Source organism: Microcoleus vaginatus HSN003 (assembly GCF_022701255.1).
GTDB classification, from domain to species: domain Bacteria; phylum Cyanobacteriota; class Cyanobacteriia; order Cyanobacteriales; family Microcoleaceae; genus Microcoleus; species Microcoleus vaginatus_B.
In genome coordinates this window covers 6,097,246-6,119,547 of record NZ_CP031705.1, presented here as the reverse complement: position 1 = coordinate 6,119,547, position 22,302 = coordinate 6,097,246, and the positions used below count along the sequence as shown (strand labels likewise).

Genomic DNA, 22,302 nt, shown 5'->3' with positions numbered 1-22,302 from the left:
CGAGTAAATTCCGTATGATGCTCTAAAAGTCAGTCAGAGGGGAAAGCTATCTCCGACTCTAGCTCCGAATAACTGACCAATCTTACAATAAAAAAAATACATCTCATGACATCAGTCACTCCCAATCAAACTTCCTCTCAATACGAAGTTAGCGAACCAGAAGAAAAAATTGAGTCTCTAGTAGAAGAAGTTAAGTCAGAAAGCGAGATCGATTTAGAATTCCTCTACACCAGAGACATTGAATTCCGCCAAGAAACCATTTATTTCGTTGTAGTCGATCGCTTTTACGACGGCGACCCCGCAAATAACGAAGGCCCAAACCCAGAACTTTACGATCCAGAAGGCAAAGATTGGGGCAAATACTGGGGCGGCGACTTGCAGGGAGTTATCGACAAACTCGACTACTTAAAAGAGATGGGTGTTACCGCAGTTTGGCTGACTCCACTGTTCGAGCAAGTAGAAGCATTATTTGTCGAACAAGCAGCAATTCACGGCTACTGGATTAAAGATTTCAAGCGACTAAATCCCCGCTTTATTGCCAAAGGCGACAATCCTTCTATCAACCAAACACAAGAAACTAAAGATACCGTATTTGACAAATTAGTAGACGAGTTGCACCAGCGAAACATGAAACTCGTGCTCGATATTGTCTGCAATCACAGCAACCCAGATTTTAGTGGCAAAAAAGGGGAACTCTACGACGACGGCGTAAAAATAGCTGACTTTAACGACGATAAAGATAACTGGTATCACCACTACGGCGAAGTCAAAAACTGGGAAGATGAATGGCAAGTCCAAAACTGCGAACTGTCTGGTTTAGCAACTTTTAATGAAAACAATATTGCATACCGCAATTACATTAAGTCAGCAATTAAACAATGGCTCGACAGAGGTGTTGATGCTTTGCGGGTTGATACAGTCAAGCATATGCCTATTTGGTTTTGGCAGGAATTTAATGCTGACATTTTAACACACAGACCTGATGTTTTCATTTTTGGCGAATGGATTTACAGCGACCCTAGAAACGAGCGTTCTGTGGAATTTGTCAACGAGTCAGGGATGACTATTTTAGATTTTGGTCTGTGCGTGGCAATTCGAGAAGTATTGGGAAAGGGTGCTGAAGCGGGATTTAGCTTAGTCCAAGATGTACTGGATCTGGATTACCACTACTACGGGGCGACGGAGTTAATTACTTTTATTGACAACCACGATATGCCGAGGTTTCAGTCGTTGAATCCCGATCCAGAAATGCTGCTGTTGGCGATAGCTTTAATTATGACGACTCGCGGCATTCCCTGCATTTATTACGGCACCGAACAGTATCTCCACGATGATACAGATGGGGGAAATGACCCCTACAACCGCCCGATGATGGAAAAGTGGGATACTGATTCGCCGATTTACCGAGCTGTGCGGTTGTTGTCTGGATTGCGGCGGCTGAATCCAGCTATTTCGATGGGGAGTCAGTGGCAAAAATATCTAACTCCTGATGTTTATTGTTACGTGCGCCGCTATCGCGAGTCTGTGGTGTTTGTAGCGATGAATCGTGGCAATTCTGTTACTCTTGAAGAGGTTGATACTGAGCTGCCTGATGGAGAGCATACGGAGGTTTTATCGCGCCGCAAGTTTGAAGTTAAAGATGGGAAGCTGTACAATTTGGAGTTGGGTTCCCGGGAAGTAATGATTTTTAGTCGCGTCGGAGAGCGAGTTAAGGCGACAACTATTGTGCGGGCGCAGCTTAACAGCGTTCAAACTCAGCCTGGGGAAAGAATTGTGGTGATTGGAGATTGTCCTGAATTAGGGAATTGGGATATTAGTAAGGGCTACCCGTTGGAGTATATCAATACTAATACTTGGTTTGGGGAAATTCCTTTTAATGAAAGTGCGGGGAAGTTGATTTCTTATAAGTATGTGCTGCTACGGGAAGGACAGTCGCCGCTGCGAGAAAATCTGGTTTGTCGCCGCTGGGTTTTAGTTTCGGAAGGGACTGTGAAATGGCGGGATAAGTGGGCGAGTGGACGGGAGTCTTAATAGTTTTGATTTGTGAGTTTTGAGTGAAACCGTTTTAGGCACATAAACCGGGTTTGATGAACGAAAATACTTCCTTCTTAAGGCTTTGGATTATCTTTTTAAAACCCGGTTAATTTATTATGTACGTCACTGGTGTGAAATTTAATTAGTAACTGCAACTCATAATTCATTACTTTTTAAATATGACTTAGGTAATAAATAGTTGGGCTTTTTATCTATAGCAGTAAGGTGTGCATTGTGCATCCTCCGGGCATGAGTTAGGGTGCGCCTCGGCGCACCCTACAGTTTTATTAAAGCGATCGCAACTTCTGGGCTAAAACATCGACATAACGTTCGCTGCTGTGCTGGTTCACAACCATTTCGTAGCCCCGCTGCGCTTGAGATTCAGCTTCTTGAGGATTTTTTAGCAAATGGACGATCGCCTCGCGCAAACCTGCTGCATCTCCCACATTTACCACTTTGGCAATATCCGGGGCGGCTAAATAATCCACCATACCTTGAGTCCGAGTCATGACGACCGGGCGCTTGCAAGCCATTGCTTCCAGTAAAGCCTGCACTCCAGCAGCATATTTATTGTCCACCAAACAAACTGCAATTACGTCTGCATCGCGGTAAAGCTGCAGTAAATCTGGCCATTCGTAGAATTTGCGGGACATATTTTCTGGCAGAGTATCGGGGAAAGCTTTCGATAAAGCCTTGGCATCTTTAGAAAAACCGCTAATTTTTACGTCAACATCTAAGTCAGCAGTTGCTGCTGCTAAGAGTCGGTAGTCGCGCTTTTCTAATCCGACGCTAACAATTGGAGTTTAGACTAAGCAGGTCAAAAAGCGCGATCGCTGTGAGACTAGCGAACAGTTCTCAAAAACGGCCCTGGTCGCTGGCGACAAGCTATCAGACTCAACCCTAAGATAGATGCCAGCGACCGTTGACGTTCTCGGAGACTTGCAACAAGAGAAAAAAACTGTCTGCGATAGTTTCAACAGACAGCGTAAGGGTAGAAAATTGAGAATTCAGCAAAAAATCTCAAATCTACCTGCAATCTCTGTTTGAACAATTATACGAATTTCGTCAACAAGCTTATGAATGCCTTGGCAAGGCAAAAGATGCCACCTTTGAACTAGCAGACGCGGTAATGACGACGCGCCACGTCTCATGCGCGAGGAGATTTGGCTCTCAATCCCTTGTTTCGGCGTGAGTGGTCGAGCGCCTATGAAGCACTACAAGATTGTAGACCCGATCAAGAAAAATTGATGCAACTGTACATCCAACAGATGTCACAAGTATAGCATTTCTCAGAAAGATGAGGTATGATATAACAGACTTGAACGGAGTGAAAAATATAGAAACCTAAAATGTTATGCAGCTCTAATTAAATGGAAGGCTCTTCGAGCAGTAGTCCCTCACCCCATAGCAGTCACTCGAATGACAACTATCAATAATTTTAGCAAGTATCACACATTAGTAAAAATGAAAACTTATTCGATTGATTTTAGACAAAAAATTATGGACGTGTACCATAATGAACCGCTGTCACAAAGAGCAATAGCCAACCGTTTTTGTGTAGCCCTAAGTTTTGTCCAAAAAATAATTAAACAGTATCGTGAGACCCAAAATATTGCTCCTCGAACTGAGCGATGCGGAGTCAAATTAAAACTGAATGCAGAGCAACTGCTGATCAAGCGCGAAATTGATTGAAGAAAATAATGATGCGACTCTCGAAGAACTCCGTTATTTACTCTACCAAAAAATTGGTTTTACCATCAGCGTAGCAACGATGGGAAGAATGGCAAAACTCTTAAATATGACCTTAAAAAAAAACTCTTTTCCCGTCAGACAAAGGCAGTGAAAGAGTTCAGAACCTGCGATATTAGTTCTGGCAAAAAATTCGACAAATTTGTTTGAAAGACTTAATATTCATTGATGAATGTGGAGTAAACTTGGCAATGGTTAGGTTATATGCAAGGGAGGCTAAAAGGTTCAAGAGCCCAGGGGCCAAAACCGAATAAACGGGGCAGAAATGTCTCAATAATTGGAGCTATATCGGTCAACGAAATCCTAACATCCATCAATTTAACAGGTACAACTGATACAATTACATTTGAGGCTTTTATTATCCGAAAGCTAGTACCAAAACTCTGGAAAGCGGTTTGTGTAGTGATGGATAATTGTACTATTCATACCGGAGAAGAAATAGAAAAAGCCATCAAAAAGAAAGGGGCAAAATTAATATACTTGTCGCCCTATTCGCCCGACTTCTCACCAATTGAACATTTAGGGTCAAAACTCAAAAACATTCTCCGTTCTATCAAGACGACTAATTATCGAGAATTAGCAAAAGCGATAGAGTTTGCGTTCAATCAAGTTACATTATCCGATCTTGGGAATTGGTTTACTCACTGCTGTTATTGTACCTCATCTTTCTGAGAAACGCTATAGAACGTCCAGTATTAGCGATCGATCATACGGCATGGTTGAGGCCTCATGCACCTACTCTCAAAGAGCGTACTTATGAACATCAACCGACAGCCTTGCCTCACGGCATACCTGTTGGTATCGGTCAGGGGTATAGTACGATCGCGTGGATACCTTCGACCATCGGCAGTTGGGCATTACCCTTAAGACACGAACGTATTACCAGTTGGGAAAATCCGATGGCTAAAGGCGCTGAACAATTGGCACAAGTGTGTGAATATCTTCAGAATCGACCCATAGCCCTATTTGATAGCGAGTATGGGTGTGCTCCTTTGATAAAAGCAACCGCTGCGATTGCCGCTGATAAACTAATGCGTATTCGTTCTAATCGTTGCTTGTGGTCAGCACCTCTATCTTATAGTGGTAGAGGAAGACCCAGAACTCATGGAAAGCAGTTTAAGCTTAACGACGCTCAAAGCTGGTGGGAACCAGAACAAACACTCTTTATCTCTTGAACCGAAACTCGGACGAATCAGATTGAGAAAATGGGATAACTTGCATTTTCGAGGCAGTCCCAAACATCCGATGACTCTGATTTTAGTAGAACGCTTAGAAGCTGTAACGGGTCAATTAAAAACTCAACCTTTGTGGTTAGTTTGGGTCGGCATCCAAATGCCATCTCTGGCAGAAATTTGGCAACTATATCTACGTCGTTTTGCCCTCGAACACTGGTATCGCTTAGCCAAACAAACCTTGCATTGGACTGTGCCGAAGCTGAGCACTCCCGAACAATGTCAACGATGGAGCGATTTGATGCCATTAGTGACCTGGCAACTATGGTTAGCTAAAGATTTAGTGAAAGAAACTCGTCTACCCTGGCAAAAGTCTCTCTCTGAATTGACCCCTGGAAGGGTTGCACAATCAATGCTTCCACTTTTGATCGGGATTGGGACTCCCACTGTTGCTCCCAAACGCCGAGGAAATTCAGATGGATGGCAACCAGGAAAAGCTCGCACTAAAAGATGTCGCTATCCTGTGGTCAAAAAGGGTAAAGGTCGGCTCCAAAAATCACCAAAATCCATTAGTTAACCTGGGAATATCTCTCTAAATTCACCACAATTTCTACTCAGCTAACCCTGAGTCAATTTGTGCTTAGTCTAAACTCCAAATGTCAACGATGGAGCGATTTGATGCCATTAGTGACCTGGCAACTATGGTTAGCTAAAGATTTAGTGAAAGAAACTCGTCTACCCTGGCAAAAGTCTCTCTCTGAATTGACCCCTGGAAGGGTTGCACAATCAATGCTTTCACTTTTGATCGGGATTGGGACTCCCACTGTTGCTCCCAAACGCCGAGGAAATTCAGATGGATGGCAACCAGGAAAAGCTCGCACTAAAAGATGTCGCTATCCTGTGGTCAAAAAGGGTAAAGGTCGGTTCCAAAAATCACCAAAATCCATTAGTTAACCTGGGAATATCTCTCTAAATTCACCACAATTTCTACTCAGCTAACCCTGAGTCAATTTGTGCTTAGTCTAAACTCCAATAACAACCGTTTGCCGCTTTTTCTCGGCAGAAACGGGACCCGGTGTAAAAAACTTAGTGTCTGTCTGGTCTAGAAGCACTAAAATGCGGGATTCAGGTATAGCTAAATAGCTGCGGAGGAAGTCAGTTTGAGGGGTGGCGCAGGCCATGAACACATCAATTTTGTCCGCTAAACCAAATAGTTTCAGCGCGAGGCGGCCGCGCGGCCGATCGACATTGTGGAAATGTACAACAATTTTCGGGCGCTTGGGCAATTGGCCACACATCGCCGCCACTGGAACGCCAATGTCACCGCCGTTACAAAATATCACGTCGTCGCTGCTGACTTGCTTGGACAATTTACGCGCGGCGGCCCAATGTTCGGGCTTAGAAAAAATTTTTGATCGCAGCTTGTCGCTCAACGATATCGCTTCGCCATCTGGGGCATGAACGGTGGCATTTAAGCGGTCTCTGAGGGCTCGCAGGACGTGGCGAGGGCATTTGCCGAGTTGTGCATCGCGGTCAATTCCATCTAGGTCTATTTTGCGACCTAATGCCAAATGGTATTTCAAAATATTCTCCTTAGAATTCTGCAGGTGCTGCCACAAATTATAGTCATTTCAAATAAGTATGAGACTATTTAAAAATGAGGTAAAATTAATAAAAATAGTGAACCCGCTAGGAAAATGTCTTACAGTATTGATTTGAGAAAAAGAGTAGTGGATTATGTAGAAAATGGCGGTCGTATCGCTCAAGCAACCGGACTTTTTCAGGTAGTTGTGGCAACGATATATCGGTGGCTGGGTCGGACAGACCTTAGAGCCACCAAGGTAAAAAGACGTAAGAGAAAGCTAGATTGGAAAGCCTTAGAAAACGATGTAAAAGAGAACCCAGATGCCAGATTAATCGACAGAGCCAAGAAGTTTGGGGTCAGACCAAGTGCCATATCTTATGCTCTTAAAGAAATAAAAACTACTCGAAAAAAAAAACAACTTCGTTATCAGGAAAGAAACCGAGAAGAAAGAATGAAATACTACAGATATCTCCGAGAATTAATTAAAGTATCGGGATGTCAAAGTCTGGTTTTTATTGATGAGTCAGGATTTGAAGAGTTTCAAGATTGTGCATTAGGCTGGTCAAAAAAAGGCAAAAAAATCTGGGGTGAAAAGTCAGGAAAACGGGGGAAAAGAGAAAATCTAGTAGCCGGAAGAAGGAAAGGAAAAAAGGACTTAATTGCCCCAATGGTTTTTACGGGCAGCCTCAATGCAGAAGGTTTTGAAGGGTGGTTATCTTTATATTTATTACCCTCTCTGACCCAGCCATCTATCTTAATCATGGATAATGCACCGATTCATCGAAAAACAGCCATTCGAGAACTGGTAGAGGAAACGGAGCATCAAGTTCTTTTTCTCCCAAAATATTCTCGCCTACCTGAACGATATTGAACACGATTTTAGTGCCTTAAAGCGAGCCAGAATGTATGCTCCTCCTGGCACATCTTTAGATGAACTCATCTGTGCCTACTGCGATCAATAGTGTCTCTTTTTTATTTGAAATGACTATATCTAACCTCAGAAGATTTTATCCTCTACTGTTGAACGTGCTGGTCTGATCGAGCAATTTTAGATTTTAGATTTTAGATTTTAGATTTGACTCTACAGATGAATCTGGGGGGTTCTCCCTCATGTCTAAATTTTTGTGAGTTCCACCAATCCTGTCTGGGGCTTGTATAGCAACGGCCCTCATGGTTAGCGGGACTTAAACAAAAAACACGAGCTAAATAAGTTATAATGCTTGCTCTGTAAGCATATAACGTTCAAAAATGAGCGATGAAAGAGACCACCCCCGCCGCCATGCCCCCCTGCTTTGACCGATGGTGTCAAAGATTTGACGATATCTTTGGTCATATTGCCCAAAAACGGGAGTTTAGGAACTATTTAGGCGGATTATTGGGCGAAAGTGAGCGAAAAAACATGAAGCAGATGGCGACAAACGCCGTCGGAGTGACTTACCACAAATTACACCATTTTTTAACCGCAGCACCTTGGTCATTCCGTGAACTGAACCAACGCCGAAGAGGAGGTAATGAATCAGTGTCGCCAAACTAAGATTAATCAAGGATTTAGTCTGATTGTAGATGATTCAGGGCATAGAAAAAGTGGTAATTTTACAGAGGTCGTGGGACGGCAATACATTGGAGAAATTGGGAAAACAGAGAATGGTGTAGTAGCAGTTACTACCCATCTATATGATGGCATCAAAAGTTTACCCTTAGATATAGAATTGTATCAAAAAGCCGACTCATTACCCAAAGGAAACGCCGACCCAGAATTTAAAAAGAAACCCGAAATAGCCATAGATTTAATAGACCAAAGTTTAGCCAGAGGATATCGACCAGGGATAGTGCTGATTGATGCTGGGTATGGCAATAACGCAAGTTTTTTACAAGAAGTAGAGAAAAGAAAATTAAAATATATCGGAGGGATTGCCAAGAACCGTAAAGTAATAATTCAAAAAAAGGGGGATGGAAAAGAGGAAATTCGAGTAGATAATTTAGCAAAAACTTTACCGAAAGAGGCTTTCAGTAAAATTCAACTCCAACTAGAAAAGCCCAGAACGGTATGGGTAGCGACAAGAGAAATCGAGTTATCAAAGTATACTGGCAAGAGAGTAGTAGCCATCGTCATGAATGCAGCTACTAGCGATGAAGCCAGTGAAATTGATTATTTGATGAGTAATGTTGAGTTATCAACAGCAACTGGGGAGTGGGTAGTAAAGACCTATTCCCAAAGAAATTGGGTGGAAGTTTTCTATCGGGAAGCTCTCATGATGGTTAGGGCTAAAAGAATATCAAGTCAGAGATAAACGCAGTTTAATGAGGCATTTAATTTTGGTGTTTTGTGCATACACTTTTATTCTCTGGCATACCTTAACCGGAGGATTAAGACGTAAATGGGCAAATAAACCTTTAAATACCTTTACAGAAGCGCTGGAAGCCTTTCGGACCGCAATATCTTTTCGGTTTGTCAGATGGCTGAACAAAAATTTGGACGTATTCTCTGCTTATAAAGCTAGTTTGGGCTTTATTTGGGCTTGAAATTTGTTTAAGTCCCGTTAGGAAACCGGGTTTATGGACACCCGGGCGCAAATCCTGTACGAATCAAAAACAGTGAAACGCGCCGATCGATTCCAAGGACTTAAGCTTTTATGCTGAAGTTAGCTAAAGAATTTATGTTTAACCTCATGTATATTTCTCCAGAGCAAGATCAAAAAATTCGCTACACCCTGCGCGAGTGCGGTCAAGAAGCTTACAAGCTAGCAGCCGAACCTTTTGAAGTTTCCGAGAAAGGGCCCAACGACTACGTGACGAGTATCGATCAATACCTAGACCGACAACTATCGGCAGCATTTAGCGCTTTGTTTCCTGAAGATGGCAGGATCACCGAGGAAAACGCCGCCTCCAGAGCAGCTTACGGGGCTAATTACCAGCGCCTCTGGTGCATCGATCCCATTGACGGGACTGAAGAATTTATTCGGGGAAAACTCCACTACGCCTCGATGGTGGGGCTGCTGCTTGAGGGGAAACCGGTGGCCGGCTGGATCTACGCCCCGGCTTTTGACCAAATGTATTTTGGTGGCAAAGATTGGGGATTGTTCCAAACAGTCGGAACCCAAGCCCCGCAGCCGATCGCGCTGTGCAAACCCCCGGCCCCGACAGCGGAAAATTGTAAAATTATTCTCGGAGACAAAGACCAGAAAAACTACGCCCAGGCGATCGCCCAAAGCATCCCCGGAGCCGAATTTTACTCGCTGGGCAGCTTTGGCTTAAAAGTGATGGAAGTTATCTTCGGTCGAGCTGGTTTGTACCTGTATCTCAACGGCAGAGTTAAAGTGTGGGATACCGCCGGTCCTTTGGCTTTAGCAAAAGCAGCCGGATTGGTTTGTTGCGACTTGCAAGGTCAACCGCTGAGGTGGACTAAAGATGCGATCGAGCCGGAGACTCTGGCCCACACGCAGTCAATCGCGATCGGCTGGCCGGGCTACATAGAACCTCTGTTAGGCAAAGTTCAACAGGCAGTGGCAGGCTTGTAAACCCGTTTAAGATTAAAGAATCTACCAATTTTACGTGAACCGGGCCTGTGCACCCTTATCATCAATTAAAGGAGCAACAGATTCTTTGTGTTCCCAAACATCGATCGTTCCCTAGCTGTTGGGTCTCGCCTAATCATATTTCCCACCTCCGCGAGTTTGCGTCAGGAACCTCAGCCTAAAGGCGTGAGGCTTGGAAGAGTAATCTGACAAGCCATTCTGACGGGCCTAAGTCTTAACTGACTACGTTTTTTGAGTCACGACACCGGAGAATGCGAAGCCAGTTTTCCGCTCTGTCGCTGAAGGTTAAACAGCTCTAAGGTCACTGGGGCAGTGCTTTCAGCCCAACAAGCTCACTAAACCTTGGCGAGGCTAACATCACCCCGAAAGGGAGGCTCGAAAGAGCAAAACACTATGCGTACAGGGCTGGGAAGTTTGAGGCGGTAATTGTCCCGCTGAAAGTGCAACACAAAAGCACACCGAGCCAACCAGTCCCAAGGCGGTAGTAATCAAAAAAAGACAATATAAAGCCGTCCTAGAAGGACGGAGTTTCTACCCATTTTTTTGATGAAGACAGAAGCTTTCAGTGAGCTATTCCCTCTATTTAAGGGTGCTAACCCAGAAACCTTGGGAGGACTGCTATCAAATGCCGTCAAGCATGAGTATCCCCCGGGCCGAGCTGTGGTGATGGAGGATTCTTGGGGCAACGCGATTTACTTTGTCGTGTCTGGCTGGGTAAAAGTCCGGCGCTTGTCAAACGATCGAGCTGTATCAATGGCTATTTTAGGACGGGGTGCGTTCTTCGGCGAAATGGCAATTCTGGACGAATCTCCCCGATCGAATGACGTACTTGCTCTATCGCCGGTGCGGCTGCTGAGTGTAACAGCTCAGCGATTTATCCAAACCCTGTTTAAAGACCCGCAATTGCACCACCGGATGCTGCAACTGATGGTGCGGCGGCTGCGCCAAACCAATCACCGCTATCAACTCCGCAACCGCCAGCCAGCGGTTAAACTAGCAAATACTTTAGTCGAGCTGGCAGAAAACTACGGTCAGAAAACTGCTGAGGGCAAAGATATCTTCAATATTCCTTATGAAGACTTAGCTGATGTCACAGATATCACCCTAGATGAAACCAGCAAAATTATGGAAAAACTCGATAGTAAAGGTTGGATCAAAATCGATCCAGACCGCCAAACTATCCATTTGATCAATCTCAAGCACTTGATTAATTTGGCAAGTCAATGACTGATGTTACTTGTTTGGATACTTCGTCCGCGACCGGCAACAGTGAGGGGCAACTAACAGCACCGACAATTCAATATTCGGTGGCGATGCCCAATCCTGAATCCCACCTCTTTGAAGTAACTTTGCGCGTGCAAGGTTGGTCGGAGCCGGTTCTGGATTTAAAAATGCCTGTCTGGACTCCCGGTTCTTATTTGGTTCGAGAGTACGCCCGCCACCTGCAAGATTTTAGCTCACAGGCGGGCGATCAAGCTTTACCTTGGCGCAAAAAAAGCAAAAATCACTGGCAAATCGATACCGATTCGGTGTCAGATATCACGGTTCGCTACCGCATTTTTGCCAACGAACTGACAGTGCGAACCAATCATTTAGACTCGACTCACGGTTATTTCAATCCGGCAGCTTTATGCTTTTTCTTGCCGGGTTTTGAGCGTAATTGCTACACCGTAACCGTTGTACCCCCGCAACCGGAATGGCGCGCCGTTACTACTTTGCCGCCTGTTTCTGGCCAAAATCTTACTTTCGCTGCTGCGGATTTTGACACTCTCGTAGACAGTCCTTTTGAGATTGGCTATCACGAAGTGTACGAGTTTGAAGTGATGGGAAAAACCCACCAGTTAGTTGTGTGGGGAAAAGGCAACTTAGAACCCGAGCGGGCGATTCGAGACATCCAAAAAGTTATCGAAGTCGAGGCAAAAATGTTTGGCGGTTTGCCTTATGAACGCTATGTGTTTTTCCTGCATTTGTCCGGCTCAGGTTTTGGCGGTTTGGAACACAAGGAGTGCTGCACTCTCAACTATCCGCGTTTTAGTTTTCGGGCTAAGGAAAAGTATGAACGCTTTATTCAGTTGGTGGCTCACGAGTTTTTTCACCTCTGGAATGTCAAGCGCATTCGACCGAAAGCTCTGGAAGTATTTGACTACGAACAAGAAAATTATACTCCTTCTTTGTGGTTCTCCGAAGGCACTACCAGTTATTACGATTTGGTGATTCCTTTTCGAGCTGGTATCTACGGCGTGAAGGGTTTCTTTCAAAATCTAGCTAAGGAGATCACTCGCTTGCAGACGACTCCGGGGCGGAGTGTGCAGCCTGTCAGTGAGTCGAGCTGGGATGCTTGGATTAAACTTTATCGCCGGGATGCTAACAGCGATAATTCGCAGATTTCCTATTATTTGAAGGGGGAAGTTGTTTCGTTTGTACTCGATTTGTTGATTCGAGCCAGACACGGCAACGAGCGATCGCTCGACGATGTGATGCGTTTGATGTGGCAGCAGTTTGGCAATGCTAATTCCAGTAAAAACGACGATTTTGAACTGAAGTCGGAAACAGAGGCCAAGCCGGCGCATCTGACATCAAATGGACAGTTAAATTCTCCTTCGCTGACCGCAGAAATAGGCTTTACTCCCGAAGAGTTGCAAAGTGCGATCGAGTCAGTCGCCGGCATCGATTTGAGCGATTTTTTCGCACGCTATATAGACGGCACAGAAGAGTTGCCTTACAACCAATATCTGGAACCTTTCGGGCTGCAAATTTGGGTAGATGAAAGTGAGCAAACGCCTCGCACTGGTTGGACGTTGGGAGCGGAAAACGGGCGGGAAATGGTTAAATTTGTCGAAATAGGATCTCCGGCACAATTGGCAGGAATTGATGCTGGGGACGAGTTGCTGGCGATCGAAGGTTTTCGGGTAAATTCAGAACAAGCGGGTGAGAGGCTTAAAGATTATGAGCCGGGGGACACAATAGAGGTGACAGTTTTTCACCAAGATGAACTGCGGACTTGTCGTGTTACTCTCGCGCCGCCCCGCCCTGGCCGCTACTCGATCGTGCCGGTGGAAAAGCCCACTGCTACTCAGAAACAAAACTTTACTGAATGGCTGGGAGTTCCTCTATCGAAATTGTGACATAAATGAAGGGGAAGGGGAAATAAAAGACAAGAAGGAATCAGGCTCAATTACCAATTCCCAATTCCCCATTCCCAATTCCCCATTCCCCATAACCAATTTTGATTATGCAAACCCCACCTCCTCCATCAATTACGCCCCGCCAGATGAATCTGCTGAGGATTGTTACTTCTATGGCCTGGGCTGACGGCCAACTCGCGACAGAAGAAGTTAATTTAATGCTCGATCGCTTTTGCGGTTTGTTTGCCCCAGATACCGACGGACAACAAATGCAACAAGAACTGCGGGATTATATCATGCAAAATATCCCCCTTGACGAGTTGATCGGTCAACTAGAAACTCAAGATGAAAGGGAATTAGTCCTGCACCTGGGCTATGAAGTGATTTCATCTAGTTCTCGCACTCCCGACGAACCAAAAATTAACGCAGAAGAAGCAGCAGCTTATCAAAAATTAGTGCAGTTGCTCAATCTTCCAGAGGATGCGGTCAAGCGTATTGAAGCTGAAGCATCGGCGGGAGATAGTTCGGAGGGAATTGTAGAGAAGATGGCTCACAAATTAGAAAAGTTCATCAAAGGCTAGTTCGGGACTTGCGCGCGCTTGGCTTAAAAACCCGGTTGATTCCTAGATTTCTCGTTCCTAAACCTGGAATCTTTCGTAGAAACCGGGAATAAGCCCCCCATCCCTAAGTCTTGTTAGGTAAGTATCGGAATAAGAATAATAATTTTCTGAGTGCAACTATTTACAACTAAATCAGAAGGGAAATAAACCGGATTGTGACTCTCTATTTCCTACGATATACTAACAAAAAAAAACGGCAAAGTTAAGAATATTTTTCATCGCCGGGAACGGTAATATAATTTGCGATCGCCCTTCCCGCGCACAGCATTCCCCTTAACGATAATTAGGGACTTAGGCAAAGCCTAAATCCCTAATTGATATACCGATTTTTGGCGATCACTGAAAGTGAATTCAACCCGTCATTAGTGCGCTAACTTGCTGAGGGCGTGCCAAGTTCTGTAGCCGACAATTCCATCTTGGGGTAAAGCCTTGCTAAGTTGCAATTGTCGCACTGCTACATCTGTCATCGTCCCGAATAATCCGTCAATCGAACCAAAATAGTATCCATTGATTTTCAAGACATTCTGAACAATTTTAACAGCATTACCAGAACTGCCCTTCATGACGATCGGCATATTCACAGGTGCACCAGAGTATAGTGCTTCCCAAGTGACAGGGCCGACAATCCCATCTTCTTTTAAAAAGACGCGGTGTTGATAGCCTTTGACCGCGTTTTGAACTTGGACGCCGAAGATACCGTCCATCGGGCCGAAATAATATGCCCAATGATATAGAAGCTGTTGTAGTTCCGTGACAGCTTGACCTGTGGAACCGATTTGTAACGTGGGCTTGTTTACTCCAGTGGTTGCAGCAAATGCCAGAGTTGATTGAGGAGTAGTATCGGCGACAAGAGCCATAGTTTCATTGTTCAAGCTTCTTTCTTCGGTGTACATAATGTGGTTCCTCTCAAGATTTAAGTTTTGTTCTTTGATATTTCAGGTATAACTGGTGGGATTTGTGAGTGCACAGTCACTTTTTCGAGTCTCACTCATGTGAGTGTCACTCGTTTGAGTTACCCGTGGGTTTGCCGTCAGGAATGCAAGTTGTAATATTTTTATGATGACTTTCGTTGTCACTACAAACCAAGCGGTAAGGTGCGCGGTGTACACCCTACAAAATACTCCTACAAAATACAAAGATGCGGGGTACGCACCCTACCAACTACCGTTGATTGTTTACTCAGCAAATTCTCGCAATGTGGGAATTAAATACTGTGTCAAAGTGAAGGCATCTACTCCTAATTCCGTGCGTTCTTTGGCAGCCATGATTCCGGCTTGAGCGTGCCACCAAACTGCTGTTGCTGCAACTGATTGGGGGGGGGATTTGCGGGCGATCGCTGTTGCTAATAGTCCCCCTAACAAGCCGGTGAGAACGTCGCCGCTGCCGCCTCTGGCGAGGGCTGGGGTGCTTTCGGGATTGAGGTAGGTGATGGTACGTGAAGCGTAGCTATCCCGTAGCGAATCGCCTTCATCCTTCCAACTTATGCAAACTTTGGCTCCTTTGAGCAATACCGTTGCACCGCAAAGCTGAGCTGCTGCTTGAGTTGCCGCAATTCGATCATCGCCGGTTTCGTCTAATGCGGGAAATAAACGCTTGAATTCCCCCGGGTGAGGCGTGATAATTGTCACTGCTGAGCGTTCGGACAAAATCGGGACTGTGCCGAGTTGAGCGAGGATATTTAAACCGTCAGCATCTAACACCAGAGGTCGATCGCTCTCCAGTACAGATTCTACAGCTATTGCCGCTTCCAATGTCAGACCTGGCCCTGCGGCGATCGCATCATAAGAACTCAAATCAATTGCTACTGGCAACTGGCTAATTGCACCGGCGTGGGTTTCGGGACATCCTATCACTAATGCTTCTGGCAACTGACTGCTCAACATCGGTTTAATCGACTCAGGAACGGCAATTGAGAGCATTCCGATGCCGCTGGCTCTTGCTCCCAAGGCTGCCAAAATTGCGGCTCCGCTGTAGCGGCGGGAACCTGCAATAATTAGTAAGTGACCGTTGGTGTATTTGTGCGAAATTGGCGATCGGGGTAACGGCAAATGCTGAGTTGCCGAGGCTGTTGTAATGCGTTGTATTGCTGGCGTTTCGCCTAATATTTCTGCAATATCTGCTGCCGGAATATCAAAATCAATTAATTCGGAACTGCCGATATATTCTAAGGCTCTGTCTTGCAGAAATGCCATTTTCCACAAACCCAAACATAATGTATGTTTTGCCCGGATAGCCGTCCCCAAAACTTCTCCTGTATCTGTATGAATTCCCGATGGAATATCTATACTTAAAATTGGTATATTTAAGTTATTTATTTCGTCAATGGCGGCGGCTGGGGCGTTAATAATTTCTCGTTCTAATCCAAATCCAAATAAACCATCTACGAGCAAATCACAGTTTTTCAGCGGTTCAATTTTGTCAACAAAGGGAATATTTAAACAACGCGCATAATCAGCGTGATTTTTTGTTAGTTCTTTTAGTTGAGAAAACGGGCAGTAAATAACTACTTGGAACCCTTGAAAGTGCAATTCGCGGGCAACAACCAAAGCATCGCCGCCGTTGTGTCCGGGCCCAACCAATACGCCGATAATTGGCAATTGAGAATTAACAAGATTTTTTCCTTCTTGCCTTTTCCTTCTATCCGTTAAATCCTGTAGACTACTCGTTGCCGAACTTCCTTCCCCGTTCAAAAGCTGCTGAATGCGTCTAGCAATCAGTCCCGCGACTTTTTCCATTAAAGCTGCGACTGGCATTCCAGCAGCAAAGATTCTCGTTTCTATTTGCCGCATTTGGTCGGCGGTGACAACAAATTTTTGAATAGTCATATTAGTGCTAAAATTTCAGCTAACAGCAGCAGTGGCGGGTTGTAGTATACTTGTGGTATAATAAATTAGCTCGATCGAACAAAGTAACAGTAAAATAGCAATTTCTCTCCAACCATGAACAAGATTGTTGTAGGCCTCTCCGGCGGGGTCGATAGTTCCGCAGCAGCCGCAATTTTACACCATCAGGGATATGAAGTGGTGGGTTTAACGCTGTGGTTGATGAAGGGCAAAGGTCAGTGCTGCTCTGAGGGAATGGTCGATGCAGCTAAAATTTGCGAAGATTTGGGCGTTCCCCACCACATTGTTGACAGCCGCGAGGTCTTTCAGGCAAGTATTGTCGATTATTTGGTGGAGGGTTACAGTGCAGGAGTTACGCCTTTGCCTTGTTCCCAGTGCAATAAAACTGTGAAGTTCGGGCCAATGCTTAAGTATGCTCGCGAAGAACTCGGAATTGAAAAAATCGCTACAGGGCACTACGCTCGGATTACTTACGATGCTGCTACGGGTCGCTATCAGTTGCTGCGGGCGATCGACCCTGCGAAAGATCAGTCTTATTTTTTGTATGATTTAACACAGGATTTGTTGGCGGGTACGGAATTTCCTTTGGGGGAAATTACCAAGACAGAAACTCGCAGAATTGCGGCGGAATTTGGCTTGAAAACTGCTGATAAGCCGGAAAGTCAGGATTTGTGCTTGGTGGAAAGTAACGGTTCGATGCGGGCTTTTCTGGATAAGTACATTGCGCCGCAAAAGGGTGACATTGTGGACAAGTCAGGGCGGGTGCTCGGACAGCATGACGGCGTGCACCACTACACCATCGGCCAGCGGAAGGGACTCGGTATTGCTGCACCGGAACCGCTGTACGTAATTGAACTTGATGCTCCTGGCAATCGGGTAATTGTGGGCGATCGACAGTTGGCAGTAGAATCTGAGTGTACAGTCCAGAAAGTGAATTGGGTTTCTGTGGCTGCGCCGACGGCTCCGATTCGGGCTCAGGTACAGATTCGATATCGATCGCAGCCCGTCCCCGCGACTGTAATTCCCCTGGAAACTGCGGGAGAAGAAAACGCCTACTGTACAAGAGTTAAGTTAATTTTTGATGAACCGCAGTTGAGCATTACCCCCGGACAAGCGGCCGTTTGGTATGACGGAGACGTGCTGTTGGGCGGGGGAATCATCGAAAGAAACCAACTCCCAAATTAAAGCAAGGGGCGGGCTAGAAGCCCACCCCACAAGAAACCAGCCACAAAAAAACTCACTCTTTGTGGAACAGGCATCTTGCCTGTTTGTGATCCCCACCCACAAAAAAACTCACTCTTTGTGGAACAGGCATCTTGCCTGTTTGTGATCCCCACTCACAAAAAAACTCACTCTTTGTGGAACAGGCATCTTGCCTGTTTGTGATCCCCACTCACAAAAAAAACTAACTCTTTGTGGAACAGGCATCTTGCCTGTTCCAATAGGAAGTTTATTTTTGATTTCACAGGCTCAAATTTACCGAGCTAACTTTTTTTCCAAACGCAAGATATTTCCCCTAGCATTAGTGCGGTAAACCCAAGTTTGCCTACCATCAGAAACCACAACCCGCCAACCTTCAACAATCATTTGACCGCACATTTCATCCGCTTTCGCAAGCCCTAAACAAGTATTCGGCCAACTTTGTCTGCTCGATTCAGTTACTTTCAACTTGTCAGCAGCAATGCCAGTGGAGTCCGACAACTCTCGGCGAACTGCTGCTGCTACGGTTGCGGGCAATTTGTTGGGGGGATTTTCGCGCGTAGTCTCGGCCAAATTGCCCGGTTCGGAAACTAGAGTATTGAGTGCCAATACCGAATAGCTGATTTTTTGGGGCACCGCTGCTGAGGAAAATTGCTGCGCGGTTTGCTGCTGTTGCTTTTCCAACTGGGCAAGGGAATCTTTGAGAGCGCCCGCGTTAGCCGCAGCGGTGTGTCTTAGCGCCGGATACATTTCCCATACCAGAATTCCTGTCAGCACCAAAGCTAAGATTACAGGATTGGGCTGCTTTTGGTCTCGGTTTTTATTCTTTTGAGATTTATTTTTGGAGATTTTTTTCATCATACGCCCTCTGCCTCACTTTACACAATGCGCGATCGCTCCTGAACACTCAACTGCAGATACTTATTTAGACACTATTGCTGGTGCTATTGGTTCCTTTGTGCAGAACCGACTTGACTCCTGGTTGCTGGTGTGGCGCAAGTATTTCCTACTAGCTGCCTGCAGTTGTGTTTCAGGAAACTTGCACTACCCAGTTATTACTTAATTTTTACTTTTTGTCTCAGGGTATTAAGAAAAATTTATGCTTAAGTAAATATTCTTAAAAGCCTCTAATCCTGCCCCATAACCCCAGTACAAATTACTATTCTTCGTTCCAAAACTGCTAAAAGTGTTTTAGACTGTGGGAAGCGAGCTGAGCCAATAATATCACAGGGATGCCGCAAAATTTGTTGCCACAGGACGAAAACGCATTAGAAATAAAATCAGCTATCGCTGATTAATTGTATTAGCATTGTGGTTTTCTAGAGCGAGCGTCCCCGCAACTACTTTAGTAGCAAAGGCTACTTTCTGAGTACAATTTTGTTGACATCTATCAATTATGAACAGGAAATCGCTGGCAATCCATTTAATGAATCGGCTGAGTTATCCTCAGAAATTTCTCCTGATAGGTTTCCTCTTTGCAATACCGTTAACCTTGGTCATGTACCTGTTAATTTCCGAAATTAACAGCCGGGTTGATTTTACTCAAAAAGAAATCTACGGTAATGAATACCTGCGACCCCTGCGCCATTTGAGGGAATACATACCGAAACTTCAACTGTTAAATTATCAGAGTTTAAATCCTAATTTAAGCAATTCACAATCCCGAAACGATTTAGAAGCCAAGATTGACAATAACTTTCAATCCCTAGCAAATGCAGAGAGCAAGGTCGGAAACATATTAATGACCAGTGAAAAGTTTCATAAAATTTATCAAGATTGGCAAAACTTTAAACTTCGCCGCAGCCAGTGGAGTTTAGAAACTTACGATTTTGTCTATCAACGTTTAGCTACAGACATTGATAGACTGAGCGCTCGCGTTGGCGATACTTCCAATCTGATTTCAGACCCTGATTTGGATACATATTATTTAATAAATGCTACTTTGCGTCAGCTTCCAGAAATGGAAAAAATTTTGTCAAATATTAGGCTTATTTCTCAAAAAATTAGCCTTCGCCCCGATGCCACACCAGAGGAAAGAGCGCAACTGATTACTCTTTCCAGCCGATTGAGAGAAATCAATGATGATTTAGCAATTAATATGGAGGTTGCATTTAGCAATAATCCTCAGGGGAATCTGCGCTCGGCATTAACACAGGATTTAATAAAATTTAACTCTCTGGTTAAGCAGCTAACTAAGCAACTAGATAAAACAATATATCAAAGTGTATCACTAAAATATTACACCTACATCACGGGAAGCAATTTGGCTTTAAAGGCAAGTTTTCAACTCGGGGATAAAACGGTAAATGAGTTAGATTTTCTTCTTCAGCAGCGGATTGCTGCTTTTGTTAATAGGAAATACTTAATTTTTATTTTAGTGTTAATAATATTAGCTCTCGTTATTTATCTATTTGTGTCTTTTTACAGGGCAGTTATGCAAACTGTATTTGTTCTTGACGAAACGTCAAAAAAGATGGCAAGTGGCAATTTTGACCAGAAAATTATTTTGGATAACAGAGATGAACTGGGGCAAGTTGTGGGTGCGTTTAACAAGATTGCCGATGCCTTAGTTGCTGCAAATCAAGAAATTACTGTTCTCAACGATCGCCTAAAAGCTGAAAATATCCGAATGAGCGCCGAACTAGACGTTACTCGCAAGATTCAGCAGATGCTGCTGCCGAAAGACCGAGAACTCAAGGAAGTTATCGGCTTAGATATTGCGGGATTTATGGAATCTGCTGAGGAAGTAGGCGGCGACTATTACGACGTACTCCAACACAAAGGTAGAGTAAAAATAGGCATTGGCGATGTGACGGGACACGGATTGGAGAGCGGTGTTTTAATGATTATGGTTCAAACGGCCGTGCGAACTTTGCTCGCCTACAATGAACCAGACCCAGTAAGATTTTTAAGTGCTATTAACAGTGTAATTTACGATAATGTGCAGCGGATGAAATGCGACAAAAACGCTAGCCTTGCCTTGCTAGACTATCAGCAAGGAATGCTGAAGTTGAGCGGCCAGCACGAAGAAATGATTGTCGTGCGGTGTAACGGTTCTGTCGAGCGCTTTGATACGATCGATTTGGGTTTCCCGATCGGGCTGGATGCAGATATTGCTGAATTTGTTGCTGAGAAAATTGTGCACTTGCATTCAGGAGATGTGGTGGTGCTTTACACTGATGGGATTACGGAAGCTCAAAATATGGATCAACTGCTTTATGGTTTAGATAGGTTAATTGAGGTAATAGAGATTAATTGGCAGCGTTCGGCTACCGAAATCAGGCACGCCGTAATTAAGGACGTGCGATCGCACATCGGCCAACAAAAAGTTTTTGATGACATCACATTACTGGTACTCAAACAAAAATAACTACTTGGATATCCCTTCTAAAGTTTAAAATATATTCAGTGATGTCCCTCATCTCAAACTTTAGGTCTCACATCGATATGACTCAGATTTTCGGCCATTTCATAGAGCAGCCCGCTAGCCAAGAATACTTAATAATTGGATTTTCTCCGAGTTCGGTTCCTCTCAAGCAGCGGTGGCGGAACAACGGTTTGTCGGCGGATTTTCTGGCTGACTACCTGACGACTTTTTTTCCGGGCAACCAAGATGAACCCTCGACAATTGAAAGACAAGCTGAAATAAAAAGCGCTGTTAGCTACATTGCAAATGAGTTATTGGAAAATGCCATGAAGTTTAATGATGAAACATCGGAGTACCCGATCGATATTAAACTGCAATTAGAGAGCGACAGTGTGATTTTCTCAGTTGCTAACAGCATCTCTCCCCAAGATGTGGACAAGTTTCAGGCTTACATTCAACAGTTGCTGAGCTCCGAACCCAGCGAACTTTACATTGAGCGGTTGGAAAAAAATGCTGCTGACGAAAGCTGTACCAATTCTGGATTGGGTTTGTTGACCATGCTCACCGATTATACCGCCAAACTTGGCTGGAAATTCCAGACCCTGCACAAAGACCCGGAAGTAATTGCCGTCACAACTATGGTGCAATTAACAGTATAAGCAACGCTGGCGATCGATAATATCGAAGGGACTTTTTTTTGTGGCTATGGAAATTAATACCGAAGATTACCAAATCTGTTACGATCCAGCAACGGCAACCGTGAGTTTTATAGGATCTCTAAGGCTGAGCGGGCCTGCAGAGTACGCGCCGATAGCGCAGTTGCTGACCCAGGTTGGCGACGTGGAACCGACGAAAATTACCCTCAATTTGCAGCAGTTAGAATTTTTGAACAGTTCTGGCATCAATATGCTATCGAAGTTTATTATCGAGGTACGCAAAAAAGCCAGGGTGCAAATAGCGGTACAAGGCTCTCAAAGCATAGCTTGGCACGGTAAATCTTTGAAGAATTTCCAGCGCCTGATGCCTGGTTTGCACTTGGAATTTCTCTAGAAACACGATTAATTTTAGGGT

The 22,302-nt window shown here is 44.6% G+C and carries 17 protein-coding genes and 3 pseudogenes; 14 read left to right on the top strand and 6 right to left on the bottom strand.

The window, feature by feature from the left end; all coding sequences use genetic code 11:
• Positions 1–105 precede the first annotated feature (105 nt).
• Complete coding sequence (locus D0A37_RS26195; protein WP_242718906.1) at positions 106–2,031, top strand: alpha-amylase family glycosyl hydrolase; 1,926 nt, start codon at positions 106–108, stop codon at positions 2,029–2,031.
• Positions 2,032–2,321: 290 nt separating this feature from the next.
• Here D0A37_RS26195 and D0A37_RS26190 read toward each other — a convergent pair whose 3' ends face one another.
• Positions 2,322–2,753, bottom strand: a complete 432-nt coding sequence (locus D0A37_RS26190) for a glycosyltransferase (RefSeq protein WP_242725772.1) — start codon at positions 2,751–2,753, stop codon at positions 2,322–2,324.
• 745 nt (positions 2,754–3,498) lie between these two features.
• Between D0A37_RS26190 and D0A37_RS26185 the strand changes: the two are divergent.
• The 3 genes and pseudogenes from D0A37_RS26185 (at position 3,499) to D0A37_RS26175 (ending at position 5,532) form a co-directional block, all read left to right on the top strand.
• Positions 3,499–4,455: pseudogene (locus D0A37_RS26185) on the top strand (IS630 family transposase).
• Positions 4,416–4,958 (top strand): transposase, encoded by a 543-nt coding sequence (locus D0A37_RS26180; RefSeq protein WP_242718904.1) that lies wholly within the window; start codon positions 4,416–4,418, stop codon positions 4,956–4,958. Before D0A37_RS26185 ends, D0A37_RS26180 begins: the two are co-directional and overlap by 40 nt.
• Positions 4,888–5,532, top strand: coding sequence for a hypothetical protein (locus tag D0A37_RS26175; RefSeq protein WP_242718902.1), 645 nt, complete (start codon positions 4,888–4,890; stop codon positions 5,530–5,532). Before D0A37_RS26180 ends, D0A37_RS26175 begins: the two co-directional genes overlap by 71 nt.
• A gap of 445 nt (positions 5,533–5,977) precedes the next feature.
• On the opposite strand, the gene D0A37_RS26170 is transcribed toward D0A37_RS26175, so the two are convergent.
• Positions 5,978–6,538, bottom strand: coding sequence for a glycosyltransferase family protein (locus D0A37_RS26170; RefSeq protein ID WP_242718900.1), 561 nt, complete (start codon positions 6,536–6,538; stop codon positions 5,978–5,980).
• Between the two features lie 114 nt (positions 6,539–6,652).
• Between D0A37_RS26170 and D0A37_RS26165 the strand changes: the two are divergent.
• The 6 genes and pseudogenes from D0A37_RS26165 (at position 6,653) to D0A37_RS26140 (ending at position 13,782) form a co-directional block, all read left to right on the top strand.
• Positions 6,653–7,502, top strand: a pseudogene (locus D0A37_RS26165) (IS630 transposase-related protein).
• A 293-nt stretch (positions 7,503–7,795) separates the two neighbouring features.
• A pseudogene (locus D0A37_RS26160) lies at positions 7,796–9,063 on the top strand (IS701 family transposase).
• A gap of 110 nt (positions 9,064–9,173) precedes the next feature.
• Positions 9,174–10,058 (top strand): 3'(2'),5'-bisphosphate nucleotidase CysQ family protein, encoded by an 885-nt coding sequence (locus D0A37_RS26155; RefSeq protein ID WP_242718898.1) that lies wholly within the window; start codon positions 9,174–9,176, stop codon positions 10,056–10,058.
• A 564-nt stretch (positions 10,059–10,622) separates the two neighbouring features.
• Complete coding sequence (locus D0A37_RS26150) at positions 10,623–11,303, top strand: Crp/Fnr family transcriptional regulator (protein ID WP_242718896.1); 681 nt, start codon at positions 10,623–10,625, stop codon at positions 11,301–11,303.
• A complete protein-coding gene (locus tag D0A37_RS26145) occupies positions 11,300–13,201 on the top strand; it encodes a M61 family metallopeptidase (protein WP_242718894.1) in 1,902 nt (633 codons plus the stop codon). The genes D0A37_RS26150 and D0A37_RS26145 overlap by 4 nt, the downstream gene beginning before the upstream one ends.
• A gap of 107 nt (positions 13,202–13,308) precedes the next feature.
• On the top strand, positions 13,309–13,782 hold the full coding sequence (locus D0A37_RS26140) for a tellurite resistance TerB family protein (RefSeq protein ID WP_242718892.1): 474 nt from the start codon (positions 13,309–13,311) through the stop codon (positions 13,780–13,782).
• A gap of 401 nt (positions 13,783–14,183) precedes the next feature.
• Here D0A37_RS26140 and D0A37_RS26135 read toward each other — a convergent pair whose 3' ends face one another.
• Together D0A37_RS26135 and D0A37_RS26130 are read right to left on the bottom strand one after the other, a co-directional pair.
• Entirely contained in the window at positions 14,184–14,714 is a 531-nt protein-coding gene (locus D0A37_RS26135) for a peptidoglycan-binding domain-containing protein (protein WP_242718890.1), read from the bottom strand.
• Positions 14,715–14,996: 282 nt separating this feature from the next.
• On the bottom strand, positions 14,997–16,646 hold the full coding sequence (locus D0A37_RS26130) for an NAD(P)H-hydrate dehydratase (RefSeq protein WP_242718888.1): 1,650 nt from the start codon (positions 16,644–16,646) through the stop codon (positions 14,997–14,999).
• A 114-nt stretch (positions 16,647–16,760) separates the two neighbouring features.
• On the opposite strand from D0A37_RS26130, the gene mnmA reads away from it, so the two are divergent.
• Positions 16,761–17,849 carry a tRNA 2-thiouridine(34) synthase MnmA gene (gene mnmA / locus D0A37_RS26125; RefSeq protein ID WP_242718886.1) on the top strand — a complete coding sequence of 363 codons (1,089 nt, stop codon included), beginning with the start codon at positions 16,761–16,763 and terminating at the stop codon, positions 17,847–17,849.
• Between the two features lie 108 nt (positions 17,850–17,957).
• Here mnmA and D0A37_RS29230 read toward each other — a convergent pair whose 3' ends face one another.
• Together D0A37_RS29230 and D0A37_RS26120 are read right to left on the bottom strand one after the other, a co-directional pair.
• The gene (locus D0A37_RS29230) at positions 17,958–18,092 is read right to left on the bottom strand and encodes a hypothetical protein (RefSeq protein ID WP_278187118.1); all 135 of its coding nucleotides are present in this window, start codon (positions 18,090–18,092) and stop codon (positions 17,958–17,960) included.
• Between the two features lie 48 nt (positions 18,093–18,140).
• Entirely contained in the window at positions 18,141–18,725 is a 585-nt protein-coding gene (locus D0A37_RS26120) for a DUF8738 domain-containing protein (RefSeq protein ID WP_242718884.1), read from the bottom strand.
• A 535-nt stretch (positions 18,726–19,260) separates the two neighbouring features.
• Here D0A37_RS26120 and D0A37_RS26115 point away from each other — a divergent pair.
• From D0A37_RS26115 to D0A37_RS26105, 3 genes are all read left to right on the top strand, one after another.
• A complete protein-coding gene (locus D0A37_RS26115; RefSeq protein WP_242718882.1) occupies positions 19,261–21,234 on the top strand; it encodes a PP2C family protein-serine/threonine phosphatase in 1,974 nt (657 codons plus the stop codon).
• Between the two features lie 77 nt (positions 21,235–21,311).
• Entirely contained in the window at positions 21,312–21,890 is a 579-nt protein-coding gene (locus D0A37_RS26110) for a slr1658 family protein (protein WP_242718880.1), read from the top strand.
• Positions 21,891–21,936: 46 nt separating this feature from the next.
• Entirely contained in the window at positions 21,937–22,281 is a 345-nt protein-coding gene (locus D0A37_RS26105) for a slr1659 superfamily regulator (protein WP_242718878.1), read from the top strand.
• The last annotated feature ends 21 nt before the right edge of the window (positions 22,282–22,302 follow it).